The sequence below is a fragment of the Massilia sp. 05N420 genome, from assembly GCF_056397205.1.
The window spans coordinates 1-22,998 of sequence record NZ_JBFTMX010000038.1 but is presented as its reverse complement, the minus strand read 5'-3'; the positions used below and the strand labels follow the sequence as shown (position 1 = coordinate 22,998).

Below are 22,998 nucleotides of genomic sequence, written 5' to 3'. Positions count from 1 at the left end.
CGATGGGTGCATCTTAGACAAGCCCGCCAGGGAGCGCGGGCGCTTTGCGACGAACTGCACGGCCGGCGGGCCGGATTGCGGATAGGCGGAACAGGCGGCGCGAATGCAGCTTCATCGCGGTTCCGCCTGCGGGGGACGCAGGTAGGAGGCCGCGAACGGGATCAGGAAGGGGTAGAGTCCCCACACGATGCGGCCCTCGACCCGCACGCACAGGGCCGCATACAGCGGCGGCAGGGCCATCAGGAACAGCAGGCTGCGCAGCGGCTTGAGCGGCGCCGGTGCCTGGCGCCACCCGAGGACCGCGAGCGGCACGATGGGCAGGCAGGCGCCGCCGATCGAGGCCAGCGAGCGGACGTCGCGCAGCGCGTGATTGACTGTCCACCAGCTCGGCGCCCAGGTATAGGCGGGCAGGCCCGGGATCAGCCAGAAGCGCACCGCCAGCAGCCAGGCGCCGGCCGCGGCCAGCGCCGCCAGGCCGCCGGCCAGCGAGATGCGGCGCATGGCGAGCAGCCAGACCAGCAGCAGGATGTTCTCTTCGCGCACCGCGGTGCCGAGCAGGCCGGCCAGGGCGGCCAGCCAGGGCTGGCCCGCCAGCACCGCCAGCACGAAGGCGCTGCGGGCGCRGATCGACCCCGGATCGACCAGCAGATAGGGGGCATACCAGAAGGTCGGCAGCGCCACCAGCATCAGGACGCCGGCGCCGGTCGCGCGCTTGCTGTCGAGGCCGGCGCGCAGGGCCGCCGCGGTCATCAGGCAGGCGCTGGCGCTCATGAACAGCCAGTTCAGGCCGGCGAACGCCTGGCGCAGGTCGCCGGGCAGGGCGGCGGCGATGGCGGGCACCAGGGTGCGGTAGGGGAAGGGCGGGCGCAGCTGGGCGATGCCGATCTCGCCGCGGAAATAGCGGGCCGTGTCGAAGTAGGCCTGGGAATCCTCGATCGTCCCGCCCCAGCGCCACATCATCAGCGACAGCGCGAGCAGGGCGAACAACAGGAACAGGACCGGCCAGCGGATCGGCTGATCGGCCAGGCGCGCATTGCTGGTTGTCGTCRTCGGGCACATTTTGAACGTAACGACGCGCAGTATATGCGCAGACATGTTGTCTGACTAGCCATACGGCTTCGCATGCCTGTCCGGTTTCGCTACAATCCTGCGTTTTTTCGTCCGAAATTCCTCATGAATCTCCTGTTGTTCTTCATCGCTTTCGGCGCCGGCATCGCCGTATCCTTCCAGGCCGCCATCAACAGCCAGATGGCGGCCGCGGTCGGCGCCAATTCGGTGGTCGCCGCCCTGGTGTCCTTCATGTGCGGCACGGCGGCGCTGGCCGTGGCGGCGTTCGTCCGCGGCGGGCTGCCGGATGCGCTGGCGGTCCTGCCGCAGCAGCCGCTGTGGAAGTTCTCCGGCGGCTTCCTCGGCGCCGCCTTCATCTTCTGCACCGTGTTGCTGGTGCCGCGCATCGGCCTGCTGAACCTGGTCGTGCTGGTGATCGCCGGCCAGCTGCTGACCTCGATGGCGATCGACCACTTCGGCCTGGTCAATGTCGCCATGCGCAAGGTGTCGGCGGTGCGCCTGGCCGGGGCCGCCGTCATGATCGTGGGCGTGGCGCTGGCTTTGTTCGGCGACCGCATCGTCCAGGCGCTCGACCGCTGAGTTGTTGTAAGTTTTTCACACGAAAAATTCTCTTTCCAAGTGGAACTTTCCGGTCGCTGCTGGTTTTATAATTAATGCATCGTAAGTTTCCACTTCAATCATCGATCGCCCGATGGAACACCACCAGTCCTCGCAGATTCCCACCCTGACGTATATCGAAAACGAAGACCATCCCGTCTTCGGTACCCTGGTCGAGCAGATCCTGCACCTGCTGAATTCGAAGCTGGTGTTTTCGGACATCATCATTCACCAGAACAGTCCGCTGATGCTGCGCCAGCCGAAAGGCCTGGTGGCGGTGACGGATTCGCCGATCACCAAGGAAGAGCTGGAAGAGTTCTTCGACGTCATCGAGCCGAACTGGGCCGACCGGATCCAGGAACGCGCCTTCGACCGCTCGATCGATTTGCACACGGCGCGCATCCGCGCCAACTGCTTCAGCTTCCAGGGCAAGAAACGCCTGGGCTGCGTGATCCGCCGCTTCCCGAAGGAGCCGCTGGCCCTCGATACCCTCGGCCTGCATCCGGACGAGCAGGAATTCGCGCGCCTGACCAGCGGCCTGGTGCTGATCATCGGCGACACCTGCCAGGGCAAGTCGACCACCATCGCGTCGATGCTGGACGAGATCAACAAGCAGCGATCGGGCCACATCATCACCATCGAAGACCCGGTCGAGACCCTGATTCCCCAGCGCAAGTGCATCATCACCCAGCGCGAAGTGGGCGAGGATGCCGACGTCGGCAGCTATTACCTGGGCGCGCTGGACGCACTGCGCGAGCGCCCGGACGTGATCGTGATCGGCGAGATCCGCGACGCCCAGACCGCCCAGGAAGCGCTGGCGCTGGCCGAATCGGGCCCGCTGGTGCTGGCCACCCTGCACGCGCGCTCGACCGAGCTGGGCCTGCAGAAGATGCTGCGCCTGCTGGGCAATTCCGACGTTCAGGGCCAGGCCCTGGCGCACGCCCTGCGCGGCGTATTGTGCCAGGCGCTGCTGCCGTCCAGGCAGGGCAACCGCTACCATCTCGCCACCGAATGCCTGAGCATCAGCCCGCAAGTGGCCGCCATGATCGAGCAGGGCGACCTGGGCGCCATCCGCGCCCACATGAACGCCGGCCGCGAGCCGGGCTGCCACACGATGAACAGCGTGCTGGAAGGTCTGCTGGCCTCGCACAAGGTCGGCGTCGACGAGGCGCGCGCGGCGACCACCGACCGGATCGGCTTTGCGGAGATGGTGTAAGGCCTGTTTTGCGATCGGCCATGAAAAAACCGGGCATTGCCCGGTTTTTTTATCGCTTGCCGGCGGCTGGCGGGGCCAGCCTGCCGGCAGGAAATCAGCCGCGGCGACGACGCAGTGCGGCGCCCATGCCGATCATGGCCAGGCCCATCAGCGACAGCGCGCCCGGTTCCGGCAGGGCGTATGCCTGGCCCGGATCGTCCACGCGGAAGCCCAGGATGTTGGTGCCGCCATTCCACTTGGAATTGTAGTTATAGCTGTTCTTGAAGCGCAGGTCGCGCAGGCCCAGGGTGTTGGCGAAATAGTCCGAGTTCAGCTGCTCGCTCCACAGGCCTTTGGTCGACATGTCGACCGATGCATACGAATCGGCGATGCCGGTCTGGCCGTTGCTGCTCGGGACCACGCTGCCGACGATGGTGTTCGAGGCATTGCCGGTGTCCATGCCGGTGTCGAAATACAGGCGGGCCAGCAGGGTGCCGTCGGTGTAGCCGTTGGCGCAGGAGTAGCCGCAGCGGATGCCTGCAGCGGAAGAGGCCAGCGAGGTGGCGGTCGTGCCAGGCACACTCAGGTCGCGCCAGTACAGGTCGAGGTAGCCGCCGGTGGCCGGGAACGGGTTGGTTGCCGATGGCGAACCGGCCTGGATGCCGTAGAACATGCCGGTGATCTGGCCGCCGCTCAGTTTGTTCACGAAGAAGGCGCCGTCGCCGCTCGGATCGATCGAGTCGTGCGGCGTGTTGACGTCGCCGGTTTCCATGGTCGAGACGACGAACACGCCCCAGTTGATTTCTTTGCCATCGGACCAGGTATGGGCACCGTTGATGGCGATCTGCTCCTGACCGGTGAATTTCAGGTAAATCGGGCCGGCTGGCAGAGGAGTTGCYGGCGCGGCGGTAGCGCCGGCGGTAACGAAGGCGGCTGCTAAGGAAAGGAGAATTTTTTTCATAGTATGGATAAGAAGTTGACGACGATTACCCCATTCCACATTAAGCAGCTTTCGTGCCAGCAATTAGTTGAGCTATCGTAAGTCCTTGTATTCATGGGGGGTTTTTTAGTTACGTTAGTAAACTCACATTGCCCTAAAAGCATTTAAATTATCGAGTGTAAAAAATCTCGACAAACCTGGCCACGTCAATCGAGCGGCACCGCGCGATAGCCGTTGACCTCGGCCGGCGTCACCATGCGTGCCGCATTGCCCCAGCTCGCGCGCGCATAGCTCACCACCGCCGCGACTTCGGCATCGTTCAGCACCGGGCTGTAGGGCGGCATGCCGTAAGGGCGCGGATTGCCCGCGGTCGAGGGCGCGAAACCGCCGTTCAGCACGATGCGGATGGCGTTGACGGGATTCGCCAGCTGGAGCGTCCGGTTGCCGGCCAGGGCCGGATAGGCTGGGCCGCCATCCTCGCCGGCGGCGCCGCGTCCATCCTTGCCGTGGCAGTCGGCGCAATGCTGGCCGTAGAGCCGGCCGCCGAGCTTCATCAGCGCCTCCGGCGGCGGCTCCGCCGGCGCGCGCTCGGCGGCGTCCGCCGGCAGGGATGTCAAATACACCGAGATCGCGCCGATGTCGCCGTCCGACAGGTGCTGCAGGCTCTGCCCGACCACCTCCGCCATCGGCCCGAACACGGCGCCGCGCGGCGAGACCCCGCTGCGCAGCAACTGGGCCAGCTGCGGATCGTTCGATGCCAGCGGAGGCGCATACCAGCCCAGCACCGGGATCAGGCCGCCGTGCAGGCCTTCGCCGCTGGCGCCCAGGCCGTTGCGCGGGCTGTGGCAGGCGCTGCAGTGACCCAGTCCGTCGACCAGGTAGGCGCCGCGGTTCCAGTCGGCGCCGCGCGCGGGCTCGGGTGTGAAGACGCCGGGCTTGAAGTAGAGCAGGCGCCAGGCCGCCAGCGCCGCCTGGCTGCCGTAGGGTGCGCTCAGCGCGTGCGGCTGGCGTGCATTGCGCTGCGGCGGCAGGCTGCGCAGGTAGGCGAACAGGGCGTCGGCATCGTCGCGCGTGACCTTCGTATAGTTCGGGTAGGGGAAGGCCGGATAGAGCAGGCGGCCGCCGGGCGCGATGCCGTTGTGCAGGGCGTTCCAGAAATCGTCGGCGCTCCAGGCGCCGATGCCGGTCTCGCGGTCGGGCGTGATATTCGGCGCCATCACCCGGCCGAAGGGCGTGTCGACCGCGCGTCCGCCGGCATAGGCGGCGCCGCCGCGCACCGTGTGGCAGGCGGCGCAGTCGCCGGCGCGCGCCAGGTAGGCGCCGCGCGCGATGTTGCCGGCCTCCGACGCCCAGGCTTGCGGCGAGCGCGAGGGGATGAATTCGGCGCGCGGCCAGGCCAGCAATGCCGCGGCGACGGCGAGGACGAGAAGGACGCCGAGGGCGATCAGGATGCGGCGCTTCATGGCTTCGGCTCCGGGGCGCTGCCGCAGGCCAGCGGCAGGGGACGGGAAAGGGATGGCGCCGGGCTCGGGTCGGCCGGCAAGGCTTCGCTGGCCAGCCAGGCCGAGATCGCCGAGACGTCGGCGAGGCTCAGGCGCGAGGCGATGCTGCCCATGCAGTCCGGGGCGAGGGCGTGGCGGCTGCCGTTGCGCCAGGCGCCGAACTGGGCGTTGATGTAGTCGCGCGGCAGACCGACCAGGCCGGGGATGGCGGGCAGGGCGCCGGTCAGGCGCTCGCCATGGCAGGCGATGCAGGCCGGCACCTTCAAGGCGGTATCGCCACGCGTGACCAGCTGGCGGCCGCGTTCCAGTTCGGCGGCCGGCAGGCTGGCGCGGTCGAGCACCGGCGCCGGCAGGTGCTGGGCCGAGAAATAGTCGGCGATCTCGCGCAGGTAGTTGTCGGACAGGTGCTGGACCATCCAGGTCATCAGCGGGTACTGGCGCCGGCCTTCCCGGAAATTGCTCAGTTGGTTATACAGATAGCCGGCCGGCTTGCCGGCAATGCGCGGATAGTACTGGCGCTCGCTGCCGGAACCGGCCGCCGCCGGCGGCGTGGTCGCGCTGCCGTGGCAGGAGGCGCAGGCGGCCAGGCGCTGGGCCAGGGTGCCTGGCACGCGCTGTTGCTGTGGCTGTACTTGCGCCTGCACCGCGGCGGGACCCGCCAGCGCGCAGGCAAGCAGGAAGGGGCGGATGAAACCTCGCATGATGAATTCCGGTTGGGAATGCTGCTAGGGCACGGCACGCGGCCGCGGCGTTTTTGTCTTCCGAGCAATATTGTAAACGAATAAGCATTGGAGGCGGCAGTGCGGTCGGTGTCGCTTCCTTCTGCCGCGGCAATGTTTTTATGCTAAATTTTCTTACTTGCAATTCTGTAAATATGCTACATGCATAAATTGTCTTCCCTGATCCTGTCCGCGGCCGCCTGGGCCGGCGCCGGCCACGCCGCCGAAGTCGATGTCCGGCTGCGCCTGCTGGCTGCGGATGCGCTGGAAGTCAGCTACACCTTGCCTCCCGCTTGCCATGGCCTGGCATTCCTGAAGGGCGGCGAGGCCGGCCGCGAGACGCGCGCAGGCTGGCTGCCGCAGGGGCAGGAAGGCGTGGCCGGTGCCGACCGGCTCGAACGGCGCGGCGAAGCGTCCGCTTCGGCGCCGGCGACGCTGCGTTTCCGGGTGCCGGCCGGGACCCGCCACATCGGCTTTCCGGCCGCCTTTCCGGTCGGGCAGGGACTGTACGTCCACCTGTCGAACTATGCGGTGGATGGCAGTTGCGGCAAGGTGACATACCGGCTGGCGGCGCCCGGCATCGCCGTCGCTGGACACGCTTACCGGGATGCCGCGGTGGCCGCCGAGGGCGCCGACGCCGCGGTCCTGCTCTTGATGGCGCCGCTCCCGGATCGGGAAGGCGCGGTGCCGGCCTATTTCGATCCCCGGCTGCCGGCCGCCGCGGTGGCGCAGATCAGGGCGGTGGCGGACGGCACCGTCGAAGTCCTGCACGGCGCGCTGCCGCATGCCCGCTTCACGCGCCCGATCGTGGCCGCGGCCTATGCCGAGGAGCCGGGCGGCCCGAACATCGGCGGCGACGCCGCCGGCGTGCTGCGCCTGGCCCTGTTCAACTGGCCGCGCGAAGCGGGACCGAACGAGCAGGCCCAGCTGACCCGGCTGGTCTCGCATGAATTCAGCCACCGTTTCCAGTTGCGCGACGCGGTCGACGTCTACCCGGACGCGCGCCTGATCCACGAGGGCGGGGGCGAATTCCTGCGCTGGATGGTGTCGCTGCAGAAGGGCTGGCTGACGCCGGAGAAGGCGGCGGCCGACCTCGACCAGGCGCTGGCCGACTGCATGCTGTATACCGAGGGGCGCAGCTGGCGTTCGCTGTCGGCGCGCGAGATCGCCGGCAACCGCCTCGAATACCGCTGCGGCCTGCCGGCCTGGGCGTATGTGCTGGCGGCGCGCCAGGGCAGCGGCACGGCATTCGCGCGCATCGACGGCTTCTACCGCGAACTGGGCGCCGGCCGCCAGCCCGACTTTGCCCAGGCACTGGAATGCGGCGAGACGCCGGCATGCCGGGCCCGCCGGCTTCCGGCGCTGCTGGGCGCGGATGGCGCGATGGAGGCGCAATGGGCGGGCCTGTTCGGCGAGACCGGCCTGGCCGCCCCGGTGGCGTCGACCCGGGCGCAGCAGAACGCGATGGTGTTGCGCGCCATCATCAAGCTGATGAAGGACGACTGCGGCGGCGCCAGCGGCACCACGGAAACGCCGGACGGCGTCATCCTCGACGGCATGAAGTCCTGCAAGACCTTCTCCCGCGACGCCTACGTCACCACGATCGAGGGCTTGCCGGTATTCGGCGACCCCGCCACCGGTGCCGCCATGACGGCCGCCTGCACTGCGCGCCATGCGCTGGTGCTGGGCCTGAAGGACGGCGGCACGCTCAGCGCGCCTTGCCCCGAACCCTACCGGATGCGCACGGCCTTCTACCAGGTTGACATCGGAAAGCTGCTGGCCGCGCTGCGGCGCGCGGAATAGCCGCCGAATGACCGCTAGCGCGCATCCTGGTAGCTGCGCAGATAGGCCTGCAGCGCGAGGATCTGGTTGGCGTCGCTGATGCCCCAGAAGCGCATCTTCGTGCCAGGCACCGCCTTGCCGGGGTCGCGCAGGAAGGCGGCCAGGGTCTGTTCGTTCCAGACGATGCCGGCGTTCTTCATCGCCGTGGAATAGGCGTAGTCGGGCGTGGAGCCGGCGCGGCGGCCGAACAGGCCGTTCAGCTGGGGGCCGAAGCCGCCGTGAGCGTTGGGGCCGACCTGGTGGCAGGAGGCGCATTGCTGGAAGATGCGCTGGCCGGTGGCGGCGTCGGTGCCGGAGGGGGCGCAGCCTTGCAGCAGCGATGTTGCGAGCAGGAGAGTGACAAAATGCTTCATGCCGCGATTATAGGCTGCCGGCCCAGACCGGACCGGCAGCCCGGCGGGCGGCGTCAGGCGCTGGCCTGGGCTTGCGCTTGTGCCTCGGCTTGCGCCGCGGCACGCACTGCCAGCCTGGCGGCGTTGCCGGCGGCGCTCTCGGCCGCGGCCGGGAAGTGTTCGCGCCAGTGGCGGTAGATGCGCAGGGCCACGTGGGCATCGTCGGCCGCGTACTGGATCTGCTGTTCGGACAGGCGCGGCAGCGCCCAGTTGGTGGTGGTGATACGGCGCGACTTCTGCAGCCGCTTGCCGAAGAAGCGCGCGACCGCGGTCTTCGCGCCCCAGGCGTTGCGATCGCGCGGCTGGACCGAGCGCAGGGCGGTGGCGAGGTCGATCACGTTGCGGGTGTCGATGCCGAGCTTGGCGCGCAGGCGGCGCAGGTCGTCGCCGAGGCCGAAGCCGACCTTCAGGATCGCCGGCGACTCCAGCACTTGGCGCAGTACCTCGGCCAGGTGCGGCGCGGTGGCGGAGCCGGTCTGGAACAGCCAGGCGCGGCGGTCGTCCGCGAGCTGCACCAGATGCGGCCCGGTCGATACTTCGCCTTTCTGGAAAGTCGGCTTCGATTCGGTATCGAAGCCGATCGCATCCGCGGCCAGCAGGGCGGCAAGCGCGGCCTGCGCATCCTCACTGGAACGCACCAGCCGCACGTCCGCCAGTGCGATGCCCTGGTAGGGCGGCAGCTCGTCTTCGGCGGCCGGGATGGTTTCGCTCATATGATCAGTTTAATCTGCTCATTTGCGCGAGAACTTCGACGCCAGCTGCTGCAGCTTTTCCTGGCGCTTGCGCTCCGCCTCTTGCTGGGCCGCGGCTTCGCGCTCGGCCTTCTTGCGCTCGGCTTCCTTCTTGAAGCGCTGCTGCAACAGTTCCTTGGCGTGCTGGCGATGGGTGTCCGTCACCTCGGCGCCCGGCTTGCCGTCCAGGTCGTAGCGCACCGTCGCCTTTTCCATGGCGCGCAGGTAGCGCATCGAACCGGTGTGGATGCCGAGTGCGGCGCGCATCAGCTTGCGGTTCAGGCTGGGCAGGCGGGCCAGCAACTGCTTGTCGATGCCGATCTCGAGCGGCAGGCAGTTGCGGAACGCTTCGAACTGCTGCTGCAGCTGCTTGAGCAGGGCGCGCGGAGAATCCGCGGCCGGCGTCCCGGCGGCCGGCGCTCCGGCGGCCGGCGCATCGGCCGGCGTGGTGGCGGCAGCGACCGGCTCCGGCGTGGTGTCGGCAGCGTTGTTTTCGTTGGCCTCGGGGGATTCGGCGACGTTACTAATCGTATTCATTGACTTCATGGTAAGAACAGGAAGCGGAAGGATAGCATGGCAAGGCGGCAGATGTACCGCTGAGCCGTGTAAGGGTTCGTCGACTCCGCCGGCAGACCGTGATTTCCTTCGCGTGCGGCGGGCGCGGCAGCAAGAAATCGTGTATGATCCGCCCCTTTGCTTGCGCACGGCTTGCGCCGACGCAGACCGGCCAGGGGTCGGAGAATGCAGCRCCAATATGCGGATTCGTTATATCCATTATCGGATATTTCAATTATCGCTAAATATTTCCTTGGTGCATAATATGCCTGTCTCCTCTATTTCTCCCTTTGGAAAATAGCTCAAGCCCGTTCCTTGACGGGCTTTTTTTCGTTCCGACATGCTAAACCGCGATTTCAACCATTTTCCGAGCTGCTCTTGCCCTCCGTCCGTGCGTCCCGATGCCGCCAGTCCAGGCCGCGTCCCGCGTCCGCCGGCAAGCGCTGTACGAAGTGCTTGATATCCGGCCGTCTGCCCTTAGTTAGGGCCATCCCGTTATTCCTCGCCCGAGGTCCGCAAGCGGACCAGGTGGCTTATTGACTTCGCAGGCGCGCATCCCGCCTCGACTGGAGAATGTTAATCATGAAAAACACCGCCAAGACATTGACACTGACAGCGAAGAAGGCGCCGGCGAAGAGCACGGCCCAGCTGTCCGTGCCGAAAACCGCGACCTCCTACTTCCTCGAAACGGAAGCGGCGGCAGGCGGTCCGGCGGCCAAGGTCACGGTGGTCAAGACGCGTTCCCGCCTGGCCTCGCTGAAAGCGGCCCAAGCCGAGCAATCGGCCGCCGCCAGCAGCCCCGCCGAAGTCCAGGCCGCGCAACTCCAGCCGGAGCAGTTCGAACGGTCCGCCGCCGCGGAAGCCGTCGCCGAAGGTGAGCAAGCCGCCGAGATCGTCGCCGAGACCATGGACGACGCCGCACCGGAGGCGGCACCCGTGGTTGCCGCAGTTGCCGCGGTCGCCGCCGACGACGCCGATCCTGTCCCGATGCCGACGGCTCCGGCCGCGCCGCCGGTGATCGTGCGCAAGCGCACCTCGAAGCTGGCCGCCCTGAAAGCCGCCRCCGACACCGCCGTCGTAGCACCGGCCGCGGCACCCGCCGCCGCCGCGGCACCGGTCGCCGAAGAAGCGCCGGCCGCGCGCGTGGTCCGCACCCGCACCCGCCGCATCGACCCGTCGGCGTCGCCCGCCGCCGCGCCGACCGGCAGCGTCAGCACCACCACCGACGCCGCCGCGCTGGCCGCGATCGACACCTCCGGCTATCTGCTGCCGCAGGTGAAGGTGCCGGGCCGCCGCGGCCGCAAGCCGAGCGAGTTCGTGCCGGAGAACGACGAGATCGCCGCGCTGAACGCGGTCGAGCGCGCCGAAATGAAGGCGGCGTCCAAGCTGCGCGAACGCAAGGCCAAGGGCATCCCGGCCATGCTGGGCGCAGAGCAGGGCTTCTCGGGCGAGGAGCTGGAAAAGCGCCGCACCCAGCTGAAGAACCTGATCAACATGGGCAAGGAGCGCGGCTACCTGACCCATGCGGAGATCAACGACCACCTGCCGGAAAACATCATCGATCCGGAAGCGATCGAAGGCATCATCGCCACCTTCAACGACATGGGCATCGCCGTCTACGAGCGCGCTCCGGAAGCCGAAATGATGCTGCTGTCGGACGCCGTCGTGACCCCGACCAGCGAAGACGAAGTCGAGGCCGCCGCCGCGACCGCGCTGTCGACCGTCGACTCCGACTTCGGCCGCACCACCGACCCGGTCCGCATGTACATGCGCGAAATGGGCGCGGTGTCGCTGCTGACCCGCGAAGGCGAGATCGCGATCGCCAAGCGCATCGAGGAAGGCCTGAAGGACATGGTGCAGGCGATCTCCGCCTGCCCGGTGACGATCTCGGAAATCATCGCCCTGTCGCACAAGATCGCCAGCGACGAGCTGAAGATCGATGACGTGGTCGACGGCCTGATGGCGCCGGACGAAGGCGCCCCGGCCGCGCCGGCCAGCGCATCGTCGGACGAGGACGACGAGGAAGAGCTGGAAGACGAGGAAGAGGAAGAAGGCGCCACCTCCGGCAGCGCCGCCGCCGGCTACTCGGCCGAGCAGCTGGCCGCGCTGAAGAAGACCGCGCTGGACAAGTTCTCCATCATCGAGAAGCAGTTCGACAAGATGGGCCACGCCTTCAAGACCCACGGCTACGGCTCGCTGCAGTACGTCGCGGCCCAGGACGTGATCTCGACCGAGCTGCTGGGCATCCGCTTCACCGCCAAGATCGTCGAAAAGCTGTGCGACACCCTGCGCGGCCAGATGGACGAAGTGCGTTCGATCGAGCGCGCCGTGCTGGACATCTGCGTGAACCGCTGCGGCATGCCGCGCGCCCACTTCATCAAGGTCTTCCCGGGCAACGAGACGGACCTGGAATGGGTGCAGCGCGAAGTCGATTGCGCCTACCCGTACAGCGCCGTGCTGTCGCGTAACGCGCCGGCCATCATGGAACTGCAGCGCCGCATGATCGACCTGCAGGCGCGCGTGGCGCTGCCGCTGGCCGATCTCCGCAAGATCAACAAGCAGATGGCGGCCGGCGAAAAGCGCGCCCGCACCGCGAAGCGCGAAATGACGGTGGCCAACCTGCGCCTGGTGATCTCGATCGCGAAGAAGTACATCAACCGCGGCCTGCAATTCCTCGACCTGATCCAGGAAGGCAATATCGGTCTGCTGAAGGCGGTCGACAAGTTCGAATACCGCCGCGGCTATAAATTCTCGACCTACGCGACCTGGTGGATCCGCCAGGCGATCACCCGTTCGATCGCCGACATGGCCCGCACCATCCGCGTGCCGGTGCACATGATCGAAACGATCAACAAGATGAATCGCATCTCGCGCCAGATCATGCAGGAAACCGGCAGCGAGCCGGACATGGCGACCCTGGCGGCCAAGATGGAGATGCCGGAATCGAAGGTCCGCGAGATCATGAAGATCGCGAAGGAGCCGATTTCGATGGAAACCCCGATGGGCGAGGACGGCGATTCCCAGTTGGGCGACTTCATCGAGGACAACGCGACCCTGGCGCCGCTGGAAGCCGCGATGCACGCTTCGATGCGCGGCGTGATCAAGGAAGTGCTGGACTCGCTGACCCCGCGCGAAGCCAAGGTCCTGCGCATGCGCTACGGCGTCGAGATGTCGAACGACCACACGCTGGAAGAAGTGGGCAAGCAGTTCGACGTGACCCGCGAGCGTATCCGCCAGATCGAAGCCAAGGCGATGAGCAAGCTGCGCCAGCCTTCGCGTTCGGACAAGCTGAAGACTTTCCTGCAGAATCAGTAAGCCTCGCGCTTTCTTCTAAAACGCCCCGGTCCGCCGGGGCGTTTTTTTGCCAGGAACAGGGGCGCCAGCACAGGCGCGCTAGAATAGGTCACATGACGAAACGACGACTTCTTTCACTGGCGGCGGCCATCCTTTGCGGCCTGGCCGCCGCCGGCGCGCGCGCCGATGACGGCGATGCGATCTCCACCGACCGTCCCGGCTTTACCGAATCCAGCCAGACCGTCGGCAAGGGCCGCGTCCAGCTCGAGACCAGCCTGCAGTGGGACCGCCAGCGCGACGACGCACTCCATACCCGCACCTTGAGCACGCCGACCCTGCTGCGCATCGGCCTGGGCGAGAGCAGCGAGCTGCGCATCGAGACCGATGGCCGCACCGTGGTCCACGCCAGCGAGCCGTCCAGCGGCGTGCACACGAGCGTGGCCGGCTATGCCGACACCGCGCTCGGCATCAAGTGGCACCTGGCCGATGCACAAGGTGAAGGCCAGGCCGGCCGGCCCTCGCTGGGCCTGCTGCTGCACGCCGACCTGCCGAGCGGCAGCCGCGAGCTGCGCGGCCATGGCCTGCGGCCCTCGCTGCGCCTGGCGGCCGACTGGGACCTCGCGCAGGGCACCACCTTCAGCCTGATGCCGGGCCTGGCCACCGACAGCGACGATCAGGGCCGGCGCTACGGCTACGGCCTCCTGGCCGCCAACCTGGGCCGGGAATTCAGCGAGCGCCTGCGTGGCTTCGTCGAAGCGGCGGCGACCCAGATCGCCAGCGCCAAGCATGGAGGCACCCAGGCCAGCGTCGACGCCGGCCTGGTCTACCTGGTGAACAAGGATTGCCAGCTCGACGTCTCGCTGGTCCATGGGCTCGACCGCCGYAGTCCGGACCTGAGCCTGGCTTTCGGGCTGTCGCTGCGCCGCTAGTGCGGCGGCTCGATCGCCAGGTACATGGCGCCATGCAGCAGGGCGTAACAGGACAGTCCGAATTCCTTCGGCAGGCGTGGATGGACGCGATTCCAGGGCCAGGTGTCCGCTTGCGGACACTGTCCGCCGGCTTTCCCTCAGCTGTGTTGTGAGCAAATTGCAGTCTTGCAATCTGGCATGTTAGGATATTTTTAACTTAACATTTGCACAGGCAAGCCATGGCAGAGCTGGAAGTCGCCAAGCACGGCAAGAACGTCATTCACCTGATGACGAAAAAGGAACACAAGGTCTCGCACCGGATCCGCGAAATCGTCATCGAGATCGCGATCATCGTGTTTGCCGTCACCATGAGCATCTGGCTGCATGGCCTGAGCGAGCACCATCACCAGCAGCAGGAGGTGAGGACCTTCCTGATCGGGCTGAAGAGCGACCTGGCCGAGGATGCCGCCTCGCTTGCCGGCATCAAGGAAGGCTACCGCGGCTTCGATGCGAACTATGCCTACCTGGCCAGCCTCGATCCGGACAAGCAGCCGGACTGGGCGAAATTCCGGACCGCCTACGCCGGCTTCGACAGCAACTGGTTCTTCATCCCGACCAGGAGCCGCTACGACGGCTTCCTGATGAGCGGCAAGCTGACGAACATCGAGGACCAGAAGCTGCTGGCCGCCATCCTCAACCTCTACCAGTCCTTGCTCCCGCAGATCCAGACCTCGGAGGGAGGATGGCTGACCCGCCAGCGCAAGCTGCGCGACTATCGCGACGACAAGCTGGAGGCCGATGACGACCTGGCGCATTACCGCTTCCTGACCGCGCCGAAGGCCAAGCGCCTGGTGGGGCAGATGCAGACCAGTCCCCAGCTCTACGAGCGCTACCAGGCCTATATCGACCAGAGCAGGCAGATCATCAAGACGGTCGACGCCCTCTATCCGGACCAGGCCGGCCGCAAGGCAAACTGAGCGGGAGGGAACCGTCGCTCCCGCTTTCGCGGGGACGACGGCAATGTCGGATCAGCCGGTGTTGCGCAAGCCAGCCGCAACACCGTTAATCGACAAATGAATCCCCCGATGCACCCGCACATCGATCTGCTCGGGATCCTGCGACAGCGCCCGGTGCCGCTGGATCAGCTCGACCTGCAAGTGGTTCAGCGGATCCAGGTAGGCGAAGCGGTTCTGGATCGACCTTGCCAGCAGCGGGTTCGAGGCCAGGCGGTAGGCAGCGCCGGTCACCTGTTCCAGGCAGCGCAGGGTCGCGCCGTACTCCGCCGCGATGCGCTTGAAGATGCGCTCGCGCAGCTCCACGTCCGGCACCAGCTCGGCGTAGCGTCCGGCGATCGGCAGGTCGGTCTTGGCCAGCACCATGTCCATGTTCGACAGGAGCGTCGCGAAGAAGGGCCACTGCCTGAACATCTCCTGCAGCAGCGCCAGGCGCTCCTCGCGCTTGCCTTCATCTTCGCCAAGCCAGCCCGAGACGGCGGCGCCGAAGCCGTACCAGCCCGGCAGCAGCAGGCGGCACTGGCCCCAGGAGAAGCCCCAGGGGATCGCGCGCAGGTCTTCGATGCGGCGGGTCGACTTGCGCGAGGCCGGGCGCGAACCGAGATTCAGTTCCGCGATCTCGGCGATCGGCGTGGCGGCGAAGAAGTAGTCCGTAAAGCCCGGGGTCTCGTACACCAGGTTGCGGTAGGCGCGATACGCCCGTTCCGACAGCTCGGCCATCACCTTTTCGTATTCGGCCAGGCGCGCCACCTGCACCGGGTCGACGCCGTGCGGCATCAGGCCGGCTTCCAGCGTGGCGGCCACCAGCAGCTCGAGGTTTCGGCGGCCGATTTCCGGGTTCGAGAATTTCGAGGAGATGATCTCGCCCTGTTCGGTCAGACGGATCTGGCCGTTCACGGTGCCCGGCGGCTGGGCCAGGATCGCATCGTAGCTCGGGCCGCCGCCGCGGCCGACGGTGCCGCCGCGGCCGTGGAACAGGCGCAGCTTGACGCCGGCCTGCTCGAACACCTTCACCAGCTTCAGCTCGGCCTGGTAGAGCTCCCAGTTCGAGGTCAGGAAGCCGCCGTCCTTGTTCGAATCCGAATAGCCCAGCATGACTTCCTGCAGCCGGCCCTGGTGCTCGATCAGCTCCTTCACGCCAGGGATCGCCATCCACTCGCCCATGATCTCGCTGGCGCGCTGCAGGTCGGGGATGGTTTCGAACAGCGGGATCACCATCACGTCGCATTCCTTGTCGCCGGGGCGCAGCAGGCCGGTCTCCTTCTGCAGCAGCAGCACTTCCAGCAGGTCGGACACGGTCTCGGTATGCGAGATGATGTAGTTGCGGATCGCGCGCGCCCCGTAGCGCTGGCGGATCTCGCGCGCCGCGCGCAGCACGCCCAGCTCGGACTGGGTCTCGTCGGAGTAGGCGGCGTAGGGCGTGGTCAGCAGGCGCGGGTGGGCGATCTCGGCCAGCAGCAGCTTCACCTTGGCGGCTTCGTCGAGGCCGGCGTAATTCGCTTCGACGCCGGCGCCCTTGAACAGCTCGGCCAGCACGCGCTCGTGGATGTCCGAACTCTGGCGCATGTCCAGCGAGGCCAGGTGGAAGCCGAAGATCGCGACCGCGCGCAGCAGGCCGGCCAGGCGCGRCTTGACCAGGATGGCGCCGTGGTTGTTGGCCAGGGAATCGGCCAGCACCTGCAGCTCGGCCTGCAGCTCGGCCGGGCCGCCGTAGGCGTCGGCGTGGCCGACTTCCTTGCGCAGCGGATTGGTGGCGCCCAGCAGCCGGGCGGTCGAGGCCAGGCGCGCATAGATGCCGATCAGGGCGCGCCGGTAGGGTTCGTCGGCGCGGTGCGGCGAGGTGTCCGGCGAGGCCGCCGCCAGGGCTTCGAGAGCGGCGTCGGCCGGCACCAGCAGGGTCGAGGTCGACAGCTCCGCGCCCAGCGCGTGCACTTCGTCGAGGTAGAAGTCGAAGATGGTGGTGGCGTGGCGCACCAGGGCGCGCTGCATGGTGCCGGCGTTGACGTTCGGGTTGCCGTCCCGGTCGCCGCCGATCCAGCTGCCCATCTGCAGATAGGTGGCATCGCCCAGCTCCGCCTGCAGCTCGTCCTCGATGTCGTCGTACATGGCCGGCAGTTCGCGCAGGAAGGTCGTGCGGTAGTAGGACAGCGCGTTCTCGATCTCGTCGGCCACGGTCAGCTTTTCGTAGCGCAGCATGCGGGTCTGCCACAGCGTCGCCACGCGCGCCTGCAGCAGCATCAGGTTGTGGCCGCGCTCCTTCGGCGTCAGCGGCAGGTCGCGTTCGGCCAGCAGGCGGGCGATGTCGTGCTCGGCGTCGAGGATGGACTTGCGCTGCACCTCGGTCGGGTGGGCGGTCAGCACCGGCGAAATCAGGGCTTCGCGGAGAAAAGCCTTCACCTGCTCGCGTCCGACGCCGGCATCCTGCAGGCGCGCCAGCGCATAGGCCACGCTGGCCGGCTGGGCCTTCGATCCGGCCAGCTGGTGGGCGCGGCGGCGGCGCACGTGGTGCTGGTCTTCGGCGATGTTGGCCAGGTGCGAGAAATACGAGAACGCGCGCACCACCGAATTGGTCTCTTCGCGCGTGAGCTTCTTCAGCAGGGTGGTGAGTTCTTCGCCGGCCTGCGGATCGTCTTCGCGGCGGAAGCGCACGGCGGTCTGGCGAATCGTCTCGACGACGTCGAACACCGCTTCGCCCTCCTGGTTGCGCAGCACGTCGCCCAGCAGGCGGCCGAGCAGGCGGATGTCTTCTTTCAGCGGCGCGTCCTTGTCGCCGGCCTGGACAGGGGCGGCGGTTTGCGGATCGGCTTGGGGATCAAGGTTTGCAGCTTTGTTCATTATCGAGCACAGGTTGAATGATCGGGGTCCCATTGGGGGCACGGATGTACAACGATGCCATGGCGGTTGCCACGGTTCTGCAAGGGGCCGCATGCTAGAATTTGTGGTTGCAGGCATGCCGCCAACCGGCGTCGGCCGATCCTGGCACAACGACAGTGAAAGAAATTGTTTTGAACGCTAATAACGACACGACGCAGCGCGTTCCAACCCGCCTCATTATCGCATCCCGCGAGAGCCGGCTGGCCATGTGGCAGGCCACGCACGTGCGCGACCGCCTCGCGGCATTATATCCGCATTGCCAAATCGATATTCTCGGCATGACCACCCGCGGCGACCAGATCCTCGACCGCACCCTGTCCAAGGTCGGCGGCAAGGGCCTGTTCGTGAAGGAACTCGAGGTGGCGATGCAGGAGGGCCGGGCCGACCTGGCGGTGCACTCGCTCAAGGACGTGCCGATGGAATTGCCGGAAGGCTTCGAACTGGCCGCCGTGCTCGAACGCGAGGATCCGCGCGACGCCTTCGTCTCGAACGACTACGCCAGCCTGGCCGGACTGCCGGCCGGCAGCGTGGTCGGCACCAGCAGCCTGCGCCGCCAGGCCCTGATCGCGGCGCGCTATCCGCAGCTGGTGATCAAGCCGCTGCGCGGCAACCTCGACACCCGCCTCGGCAAGCTCGACCGCGGCGACTACGCCGCCATCATCCTGGCCGCCGCCGGGCTCAAGCGCCTGGGCCTGGAAAGCCGCATCCGCGCCTGTCTGCCGCTGGAAGAAAGCCTGCCGGCTGCCGGCCAGGGTGCGATGGCGATCGAGATCGCTTCCGCCGAACGCAGCGACGGCGTCGACCTGCGCGCACTGCTGGCACCGCTGAACCACGACGATACGTCGCGCGCCGTGGCCGCCGAACGCAAGGTCTCGCGCGTGTTCGGCGCCAGCTGCCAGATCCCGCTGGCCGCCCACGCTACCGTCGACGGCGGCACGCTGCACCTGCGCGCCATGGTCGCGACCCCGGACGGACGCCGCAGCGCCTTCGCCGAAAGCCACGGTCCGGTGGATGGACCTGAACAGCTGGGCCAGCAGGTATCGGACCGCCTGCGCGAACAGGACGCCGACGCCATCCTGGCCGAGTGCAAGGCCGAGTCGGCCGCACCCTGATGACCGGCGCGGTCGTCATCACCCGTCCCCGCCAGCAGGCCGAGCCGCTGGCGCGCGCCGTGGCCGCCCTCGGCCGCAGGCCGGTGCTGCTGCCGCTGCTGGAGATCTCGCCGCTTTCTGAAACGGAGCAGGGCGGGCTGCGCGGGGTGCTGGCCGGCCTGGACGCCTATGCGCTGGTGGTGTTCGTCTCGCCGAACGCGATCGACGCCGCCTTTGCCCACCTCGCGCGCTGGCCCGAGGGCGTCGACATCGGCGTGGTCGGCGAAGGCAGCCGCGCGGCGCTGGCCAGGTACGGCGTGCCGGATGCCGGCGTGCGCGTCCATTGCCCGGCAGACCCGGCCCACAGCGATTCCGAACACTTGCTGCAGGCGCTCGACCTGCGGGCGCTGGCCGGCCGCCGCGTGCTGGTGGTACGCGGCGACGGCGGGCGCGAGCTGATGCCGGACGCGCTGCGCGGCGCCGGCGCCACGGTCGAGACGGTAACGGCTTACCGTCGCGCGGTGCCCGAGCTGACCCAGGCGCTGGCCGAACAGCTGTCCGGCTTGCTGGCCGCGCCGAACGACTGGATAATCACGAGTTCGGAAGCCCTGCGCGGACTGGTATCCCTGGTCGAGCGCATGGGCGAATCCCCACAGCGGCTGCGTCGCCAGCGCCTGATCGTGCCGCATGCGCGCATCCACGAGACGGCGCTCGCGCTCGGGTTCGAACAGTTGGTCCTCACCGGTTCCGGCGACGAACGCCTCCTTGCCGCGTTACAATCACAAGCATGAACGAATTGCCCAAACATTCCGAACAACCGAGCACGGGCGGCCAGGTGGTCCCGGAGACCTATATCTCGCCTTCGCCCGCCGAACCGCGCGTGCCGGAAGGCCCCCGCGTGGGCGGGCTGCTGAACAAGCCGCAGAACGTCGCCATCATCGTGCTGGCCCTGCTGCTGGGACTGCAGACCTGGTCGACCCACAGCCGCTTCAACAAGCTGCGCGAAGACGTCGCCAAGACCCTGCAGAAGGATAACGCCGCCAACGCCGAGACGTCCCAGCGGGTGGCAGACACCCAGGAGACGGCCAAGGAGCTGCAGGTCAAGGTCGGCGTGCTGGAAAGCCGCCAGACCGAGTCGGCCAGCCAGCAGGCCGCGCTCGAGCAGATGTACCAGGACATCTCGAAGAACCGCGACGAATGGGCGCTGTCCGAGATCGAGCAGGTGCTGTCGACCGCCAGCCAGCAGCTGCAGCTGGCCGGCAACGTGCAGGGCGCCCTGATCGCGCTTGCCAACGCCGACCGCTCGCTGTCGCGCTCCGACAAGCCGCAGTTCATCACGATCCGCCGCGCGATCGCGCGCGACATCGACAAGCTGAAGGCGCTGCCCCAGGTCGACCAGGCCGGCATCGCCCTGCGCCTCGACAACGCGATCTCGCAGATCGACAACCTGCCGCTGCTGGCCGACGAGAAGCCGGCCGAGCCGATCGCGCAGACCCGCGTGAATCCGCCGGCAAAGGCGGCAAAGCCGGCGACCGGCGCGGTGGCCGGTGCGAACGCGGTCCCGGCGGAAGAGATGTCGCTGGGCCGGCGCATGATCGGCACCTGGCGCAACTGGAGCCAGGAGATGTGGGACGACATGCGCCAGCTGATCCGCGTGCGCACCGTCGACCATCCGGAGGCGCTGATGCTGTCGCCGGGCGAGGCCTATTTCGTGCGCGAGAACCTCAAGCTGCGCCTGCTGAACGCGCGCCTGGCCCTGCTGTCGCGCAACGAAGGCACCTTCCGCGACGACATCGGCAGCGCCCAGGAGACGCTGGCGCGGTATTTCGACACCAAGGCGCGCTCGACCCAGTCGGTGCAGGCACTGCTGCGCCAGGTCCAGGCCAACAACGTCACCATCGAGGTGCCGGACCTGTCGGAGAGCCTGAACGCGGTGCGCAACTACAAATCGAAACCATGAGGAGCTGACGATGCGCTTGCTCCTCTGGTTGGTCGCCCTGATGGCGACGGCGATCGGCATCGCCGTGACCGCCCGCTTCAACCCCGGCAACGTGGTGTTCTTCTACCCGCCGCACCGGATCGATCTGTCGCTGAACCTGTTCGTGGTGCTGGCGGCGCTGCTGTTCCTGGTGCTCTACGTGCTGTTGCGCGCGGTGCGCGCCACCCTCGGCATGCCCGAGCGCGTGGCCGAGTACCGCCAGCGCAAGCGCGAGCGCGAAGCCAATCGCGGCCTGCGCGAAGCCCTGAAAGCCCTGTTCGAGGGCCGCTTCGGCCACGCCGAAAAGGCCGCCAAGCGCGCCGCCGAACTGCCCGAGAACGCCGGCCTGGCTGCCCTGATCGGCGCCCGCGCCGCCCACCGCATGCGCGAACCGGCGCGCCGCGACGCCTGGCTGGCCGGGATCGTGCACGACCAGTCGCTCAAGACCGCGCGCCTGATGACGGTGACCGAACTGCTGGTCGACGAGCACAAGCCGGAAGGCGCGCTGGAAGCCGTGGCCGAGCTGAACGCCAGCGGCCAGCGCCACATCCACGCCCTGCAGTGGGCGATGAAGGCCAATCAGCAGGCGCGCAACTGGCCCGAGGTGCTGCGCCTGGTGCGCACCTTGGACAAGCGCAACGCCCTGCATCCGGCGCTGTCGAGCCGCCTGCGCGAGATGGCCTACGAGGCCCTGCTGTCGGAAGGCGGCCACGATGCCGAATCGCTGCGCCGCATGTGGTCGACGGTGCCGAACGTGGACCGCTGCAAGCCGTATATCGCGGCGCGCGCCGCTAGCGCCTTCAATGCGCGCGGCCTGCACGACGAATCCCGCCTGATCGTCGAGAACGCCTTGGCGTCCGAGTGGGACGAGCGCGTGGTGCGCGCCTACCGCGAAGCCGCCGGCCCGGAAGGCTCGGCCACGCTGCTGGCCCAGATCGAGAAGTGCGAGGGCTGGCTGCGCGAGCACCCGGGCGACCCCGAGCTGGCCCTGACCCTGGGCGCGCTGTGCCTGCGCCAGAAGCTGTGGGGCAAGGCCCAGCGCTACCTGGAGGACGCGCTGGTCGATGCGACCAATCCGGAGCACGTGCGCGAAGCCCATCTGAAGCTTGCTCAATTGCACGAAGCCCTCGGCCAGCAGGACGAGGCGAGCCGCCATTTCCGCCAGTGCGCGCTGGCGACGGTGCTGTAAGCGGCGTCCGCTCGGGCTTGTGCGGCGCACAAGCCCAGGCCGATTCGCTATAATGGCCCCCTTTATTATTCCTACAGCAACCAAGCAAGGACCACCATGAGCCTGAACAACGTCAACGCCGGCCGCGACGTGCCGAACGATTTCAATGTCGTCATCGAAATCCCGATGAACGGCGACCCGGTCAAATACGAAGTGGACAAGGAATCCGGCGCGATCTTCGTCGACCGCTTCATGGGCACCGCGATGCACTATCCGTGCAACTACGGCTACGTTCCGAACACCATCGCCGACGACGGCGACCCCTGCGACGTGCTGGTGATCACCCCGTTCCCGCTGATCCCGGGCGTGGTGGTGCGTTGCCGCGCGCTGGGCGTGCTGAAGATGACCGACGAAGCCGGCGGCGACTCGAAGGTCCTGGCCGTGCCGGTCGAGAAGCTGGCGCCGCTGTACGCCAACATCAAGACCCATGAAGACGTGCCGGAACTGACCCTGCGCCAGATCCAGCACTTCTTCGAGCACTACAAGGACCTGGAGAAGGGCAAGTGGGTCAAGGTCGAAGGCTGGGAAGGCCCGGAAGGCGCCAAGGCCGAGATCCTCAACGGCGTGAAGACCTACGACGCACAGGCGAAGTAATCGAAGTCTTTGCTGAAAAAACAGAGCCGGGCTTGCCCGGCTTTTTTCATGGTCGCTGCTTTATTCAGCGGCAGTCGTCCGGATGCAGCGCGACCCGGGTGGTGCTGGTGTGGTCGTTGAGCGTCTTCGGCGGGATCCGGATCTCGAATTCGACCGAGACGCCGGCGTTCACGAAGGCCGTCATGTCCTTGCAATACTTCGTCTTGAGGCCTTTCTCGACCAACTGCGCTTCTTCCGGCGAGCGTTCGAACCAGGTGCTGGACTTGGCGTCGTAGTGCAGCGTCCTGTTTTCGTAGGAAACGTCGGTCAGCTCGATCTGGTCACTGATCTTCACCGGCAGCATGGCCTGCTGCTTGGCCACGAGCTGAGGAATTTCCTCGTCGGCCCGCTTGCCCTGCCTGTCGTGGATGAAGGTTTTCGCTACCGCGATCACGACGACAGCGACCAGAAAGACTTTCAGATATCGCCACATTGCCG

20 protein-coding genes are annotated in these 22,998 nt (G+C 67.3%); 11 read left to right on the top strand and 9 right to left on the bottom strand.

The features are described 5' to 3' along the window. Positions 1–111 precede the first annotated feature (111 nt). Positions 112–1,095: a hypothetical protein gene (locus AC1DIX_RS21045; protein ID WP_477327112.1), complete on the bottom strand. Its 984-nt coding sequence runs from the start codon at positions 1,093–1,095 to the stop codon at positions 112–114. Positions 1,096–1,173: 78 nt separating this feature from the next. Here AC1DIX_RS21045 and AC1DIX_RS21040 point away from each other — a divergent pair, with 78 nt between their 5' ends. Then, the gene (locus AC1DIX_RS21040) at positions 1,174–1,647 is read left to right on the top strand and encodes a DMT family transporter (RefSeq protein WP_477327110.1); all 474 of its coding nucleotides are present in this window, start codon (positions 1,174–1,176) and stop codon (positions 1,645–1,647) included. A gap of 112 nt (positions 1,648–1,759) precedes the next feature. Then, positions 1,760–2,881, top strand: coding sequence for a type IV pilus twitching motility protein PilT (locus AC1DIX_RS21035; RefSeq protein ID WP_477327108.1), 1,122 nt, complete (start codon positions 1,760–1,762; stop codon positions 2,879–2,881). A gap of 94 nt (positions 2,882–2,975) precedes the next feature. On the opposite strand, the gene AC1DIX_RS21030 is transcribed toward AC1DIX_RS21035, so the two are convergent. The 3 genes from AC1DIX_RS21030 to AC1DIX_RS21020 all read right to left on the bottom strand — a co-directional run bounded on the left by AC1DIX_RS21030 (position 2,976) and on the right by AC1DIX_RS21020 (position 6,003). Next, positions 2,976–3,821, bottom strand: coding sequence for a PEP-CTERM sorting domain-containing protein (locus tag AC1DIX_RS21030; RefSeq protein ID WP_477327106.1), 846 nt, complete (start codon positions 3,819–3,821; stop codon positions 2,976–2,978). A gap of 185 nt (positions 3,822–4,006) precedes the next feature. Next, a complete protein-coding gene (locus tag AC1DIX_RS21025) occupies positions 4,007–5,263 on the bottom strand; it encodes a c-type cytochrome (RefSeq protein WP_442123103.1) in 1,257 nt (418 codons plus the stop codon). Next, positions 5,260–6,003, bottom strand: coding sequence for a c-type cytochrome (locus AC1DIX_RS21020; protein WP_477327103.1), 744 nt, complete (start codon positions 6,001–6,003; stop codon positions 5,260–5,262). Before AC1DIX_RS21020 ends, AC1DIX_RS21025 begins: the two co-directional genes overlap by 4 nt. 180 nt (positions 6,004–6,183) lie before the next feature. Here AC1DIX_RS21020 and AC1DIX_RS21015 point away from each other — a divergent pair, with 180 nt between their 5' ends. Next, on the top strand, positions 6,184–7,824 hold the full coding sequence (locus AC1DIX_RS21015; RefSeq protein WP_477327101.1) for a hypothetical protein: 1,641 nt from the start codon (positions 6,184–6,186) through the stop codon (positions 7,822–7,824). 14 nt (positions 7,825–7,838) lie between these two features. Here AC1DIX_RS21015 and AC1DIX_RS21010 read toward each other — a convergent pair whose 3' ends face one another. From AC1DIX_RS21010 to AC1DIX_RS21000, 3 genes are read right to left on the bottom strand one after another with little or no spacing between them, the layout of a single operon-like run. Further along, on the bottom strand, positions 7,839–8,216 hold the full coding sequence (locus AC1DIX_RS21010) for a c-type cytochrome (protein ID WP_442123100.1): 378 nt from the start codon (positions 8,214–8,216) through the stop codon (positions 7,839–7,841). 53 nt (positions 8,217–8,269) lie between these two features. Beyond that, positions 8,270–8,968 carry a 3'-5' exonuclease gene (locus AC1DIX_RS21005; RefSeq protein WP_477327099.1) on the bottom strand — a complete coding sequence of 233 codons (699 nt, stop codon included), beginning with the start codon at positions 8,966–8,968 and terminating at the stop codon, positions 8,270–8,272. Between the two features lie 18 nt (positions 8,969–8,986). Continuing rightward, positions 8,987–9,523 (bottom strand): ProQ/FINO family protein, encoded by a 537-nt coding sequence (locus AC1DIX_RS21000; RefSeq protein WP_442123098.1) that lies wholly within the window; start codon positions 9,521–9,523, stop codon positions 8,987–8,989. 600 nt (positions 9,524–10,123) lie between these two features. Here AC1DIX_RS21000 and rpoD point away from each other — a divergent pair. The 3 genes from rpoD (at position 10,124) to AC1DIX_RS20985 (ending at position 14,720) form a co-directional block, all read left to right on the top strand. Beyond that, entirely contained in the window at positions 10,124–12,856 is a 2,733-nt protein-coding gene (rpoD, locus tag AC1DIX_RS20995; RefSeq protein WP_477327097.1) for an RNA polymerase sigma factor RpoD, read from the top strand. A gap of 92 nt (positions 12,857–12,948) precedes the next feature. Further along, positions 12,949–13,764, top strand: a complete 816-nt coding sequence (locus AC1DIX_RS20990) for a transporter (RefSeq protein WP_477327095.1) — start codon at positions 12,949–12,951, stop codon at positions 13,762–13,764. Positions 13,765–13,982: 218 nt separating this feature from the next. Beyond that, positions 13,983–14,720: a hypothetical protein gene (locus AC1DIX_RS20985; RefSeq protein ID WP_442123095.1), complete on the top strand. Its 738-nt coding sequence runs from the start codon at positions 13,983–13,985 to the stop codon at positions 14,718–14,720. 51 nt (positions 14,721–14,771) lie between these two features. Here AC1DIX_RS20985 and ppc read toward each other — a convergent pair whose 3' ends face one another. Continuing rightward, positions 14,772–17,591: a phosphoenolpyruvate carboxylase gene (gene ppc, locus AC1DIX_RS20980; RefSeq protein WP_477327093.1), complete on the bottom strand. Its 2,820-nt coding sequence runs from the start codon at positions 17,589–17,591 to the stop codon at positions 14,772–14,774. A gap of 170 nt (positions 17,592–17,761) precedes the next feature. Here ppc and hemC point away from each other — a divergent pair, with 170 nt between their 5' ends. The 5 genes from hemC to ppa all read left to right on the top strand — a co-directional run bounded on the left by hemC (position 17,762) and on the right by ppa (position 22,521). After that, positions 17,762–18,742 carry a hydroxymethylbilane synthase gene (gene hemC / locus AC1DIX_RS20975; protein WP_477327091.1) on the top strand — a complete coding sequence of 327 codons (981 nt, stop codon included), beginning with the start codon at positions 17,762–17,764 and terminating at the stop codon, positions 18,740–18,742. After that, the gene (locus AC1DIX_RS20970) at positions 18,742–19,512 is read left to right on the top strand and encodes a uroporphyrinogen-III synthase (RefSeq protein ID WP_477327150.1); all 771 of its coding nucleotides are present in this window, start codon (positions 18,742–18,744) and stop codon (positions 19,510–19,512) included. The genes hemC and AC1DIX_RS20970 overlap by 1 nt, the downstream gene beginning before the upstream one ends. Continuing rightward, the gene (locus AC1DIX_RS20965) at positions 19,509–20,681 is read left to right on the top strand and encodes a uroporphyrinogen-III C-methyltransferase (RefSeq protein WP_477327089.1); all 1,173 of its coding nucleotides are present in this window, start codon (positions 19,509–19,511) and stop codon (positions 20,679–20,681) included. Before AC1DIX_RS20970 ends, AC1DIX_RS20965 begins: the two co-directional genes overlap by 4 nt. A 10-nt stretch (positions 20,682–20,691) precedes the next feature. Next, positions 20,692–21,888, top strand: coding sequence for a heme biosynthesis HemY N-terminal domain-containing protein (locus tag AC1DIX_RS20960; protein ID WP_477327087.1), 1,197 nt, complete (start codon positions 20,692–20,694; stop codon positions 21,886–21,888). 96 nt (positions 21,889–21,984) lie between these two features. Then, a complete protein-coding gene (ppa, locus tag AC1DIX_RS20955) occupies positions 21,985–22,521 on the top strand; it encodes an inorganic diphosphatase (RefSeq protein ID WP_442123090.1) in 537 nt (178 codons plus the stop codon). A gap of 64 nt (positions 22,522–22,585) precedes the next feature. On the opposite strand, the gene AC1DIX_RS20950 is transcribed toward ppa, so the two are convergent. Further along, on the bottom strand, positions 22,586–22,998 hold a 413-nt coding region (locus AC1DIX_RS20950), incomplete at its 5' end, for a hypothetical protein (RefSeq protein ID WP_477327085.1).

Bases quoted from the DNA above. Each gene is read 5' to 3' on its own strand.
- AC1DIX_RS21040 (WP_477327110.1), top strand. From the start codon at position 1,174: ATGAATCTCCTGTTGTTCTTCATCGCTTTCGGCGCCGGCATCGCCGTA.
- AC1DIX_RS21035 (WP_477327108.1), top strand. From the start codon at position 1,760: ATGGAACACCACCAGTCCTCGCAGATTCCCACCCTGACGTATATCGAA.
- AC1DIX_RS21025 (WP_442123103.1), bottom strand. From the start codon at position 5,263: ATGAAGCGCCGCATCCTGATCGCCCTCGGCGTCCTTCTCGTCCTCGCC.
- AC1DIX_RS21020 (WP_477327103.1), bottom strand. From the start codon at position 6,003: ATGCGAGGTTTCATCCGCCCCTTCCTGCTTGCCTGCGCGCTGGCGGGT.
- AC1DIX_RS21015 (WP_477327101.1), top strand. From the start codon at position 6,184: ATGCATAAATTGTCTTCCCTGATCCTGTCCGCGGCCGCCTGGGCCGGC.
- AC1DIX_RS21010 (WP_442123100.1), bottom strand. From the start codon at position 8,216: ATGAAGCATTTTGTCACTCTCCTGCTCGCAACATCGCTGCTGCAAGGC.
- AC1DIX_RS21005 (WP_477327099.1), bottom strand. From the start codon at position 8,968: ATGAGCGAAACCATCCCGGCCGCCGAAGACGAGCTGCCGCCCTACCAG.
- AC1DIX_RS21000 (WP_442123098.1), bottom strand. From the start codon at position 9,523: ATGAATACGATTAGTAACGTCGCCGAATCCCCCGAGGCCAACGAAAAC.
- AC1DIX_RS20985 (WP_442123095.1), top strand. From the start codon at position 13,983: ATGGCAGAGCTGGAAGTCGCCAAGCACGGCAAGAACGTCATTCACCTG.
- AC1DIX_RS20970 (WP_477327150.1), top strand. From the start codon at position 18,742: ATGACCGGCGCGGTCGTCATCACCCGTCCCCGCCAGCAGGCCGAGCCG.
- AC1DIX_RS20965 (WP_477327089.1), top strand. From the start codon at position 19,509: ATGAACGAATTGCCCAAACATTCCGAACAACCGAGCACGGGCGGCCAG.
- AC1DIX_RS20960 (WP_477327087.1), top strand. From the start codon at position 20,692: ATGCGCTTGCTCCTCTGGTTGGTCGCCCTGATGGCGACGGCGATCGGC.
- ppa (WP_442123090.1), top strand. From the start codon at position 21,985: ATGAGCCTGAACAACGTCAACGCCGGCCGCGACGTGCCGAACGATTTC.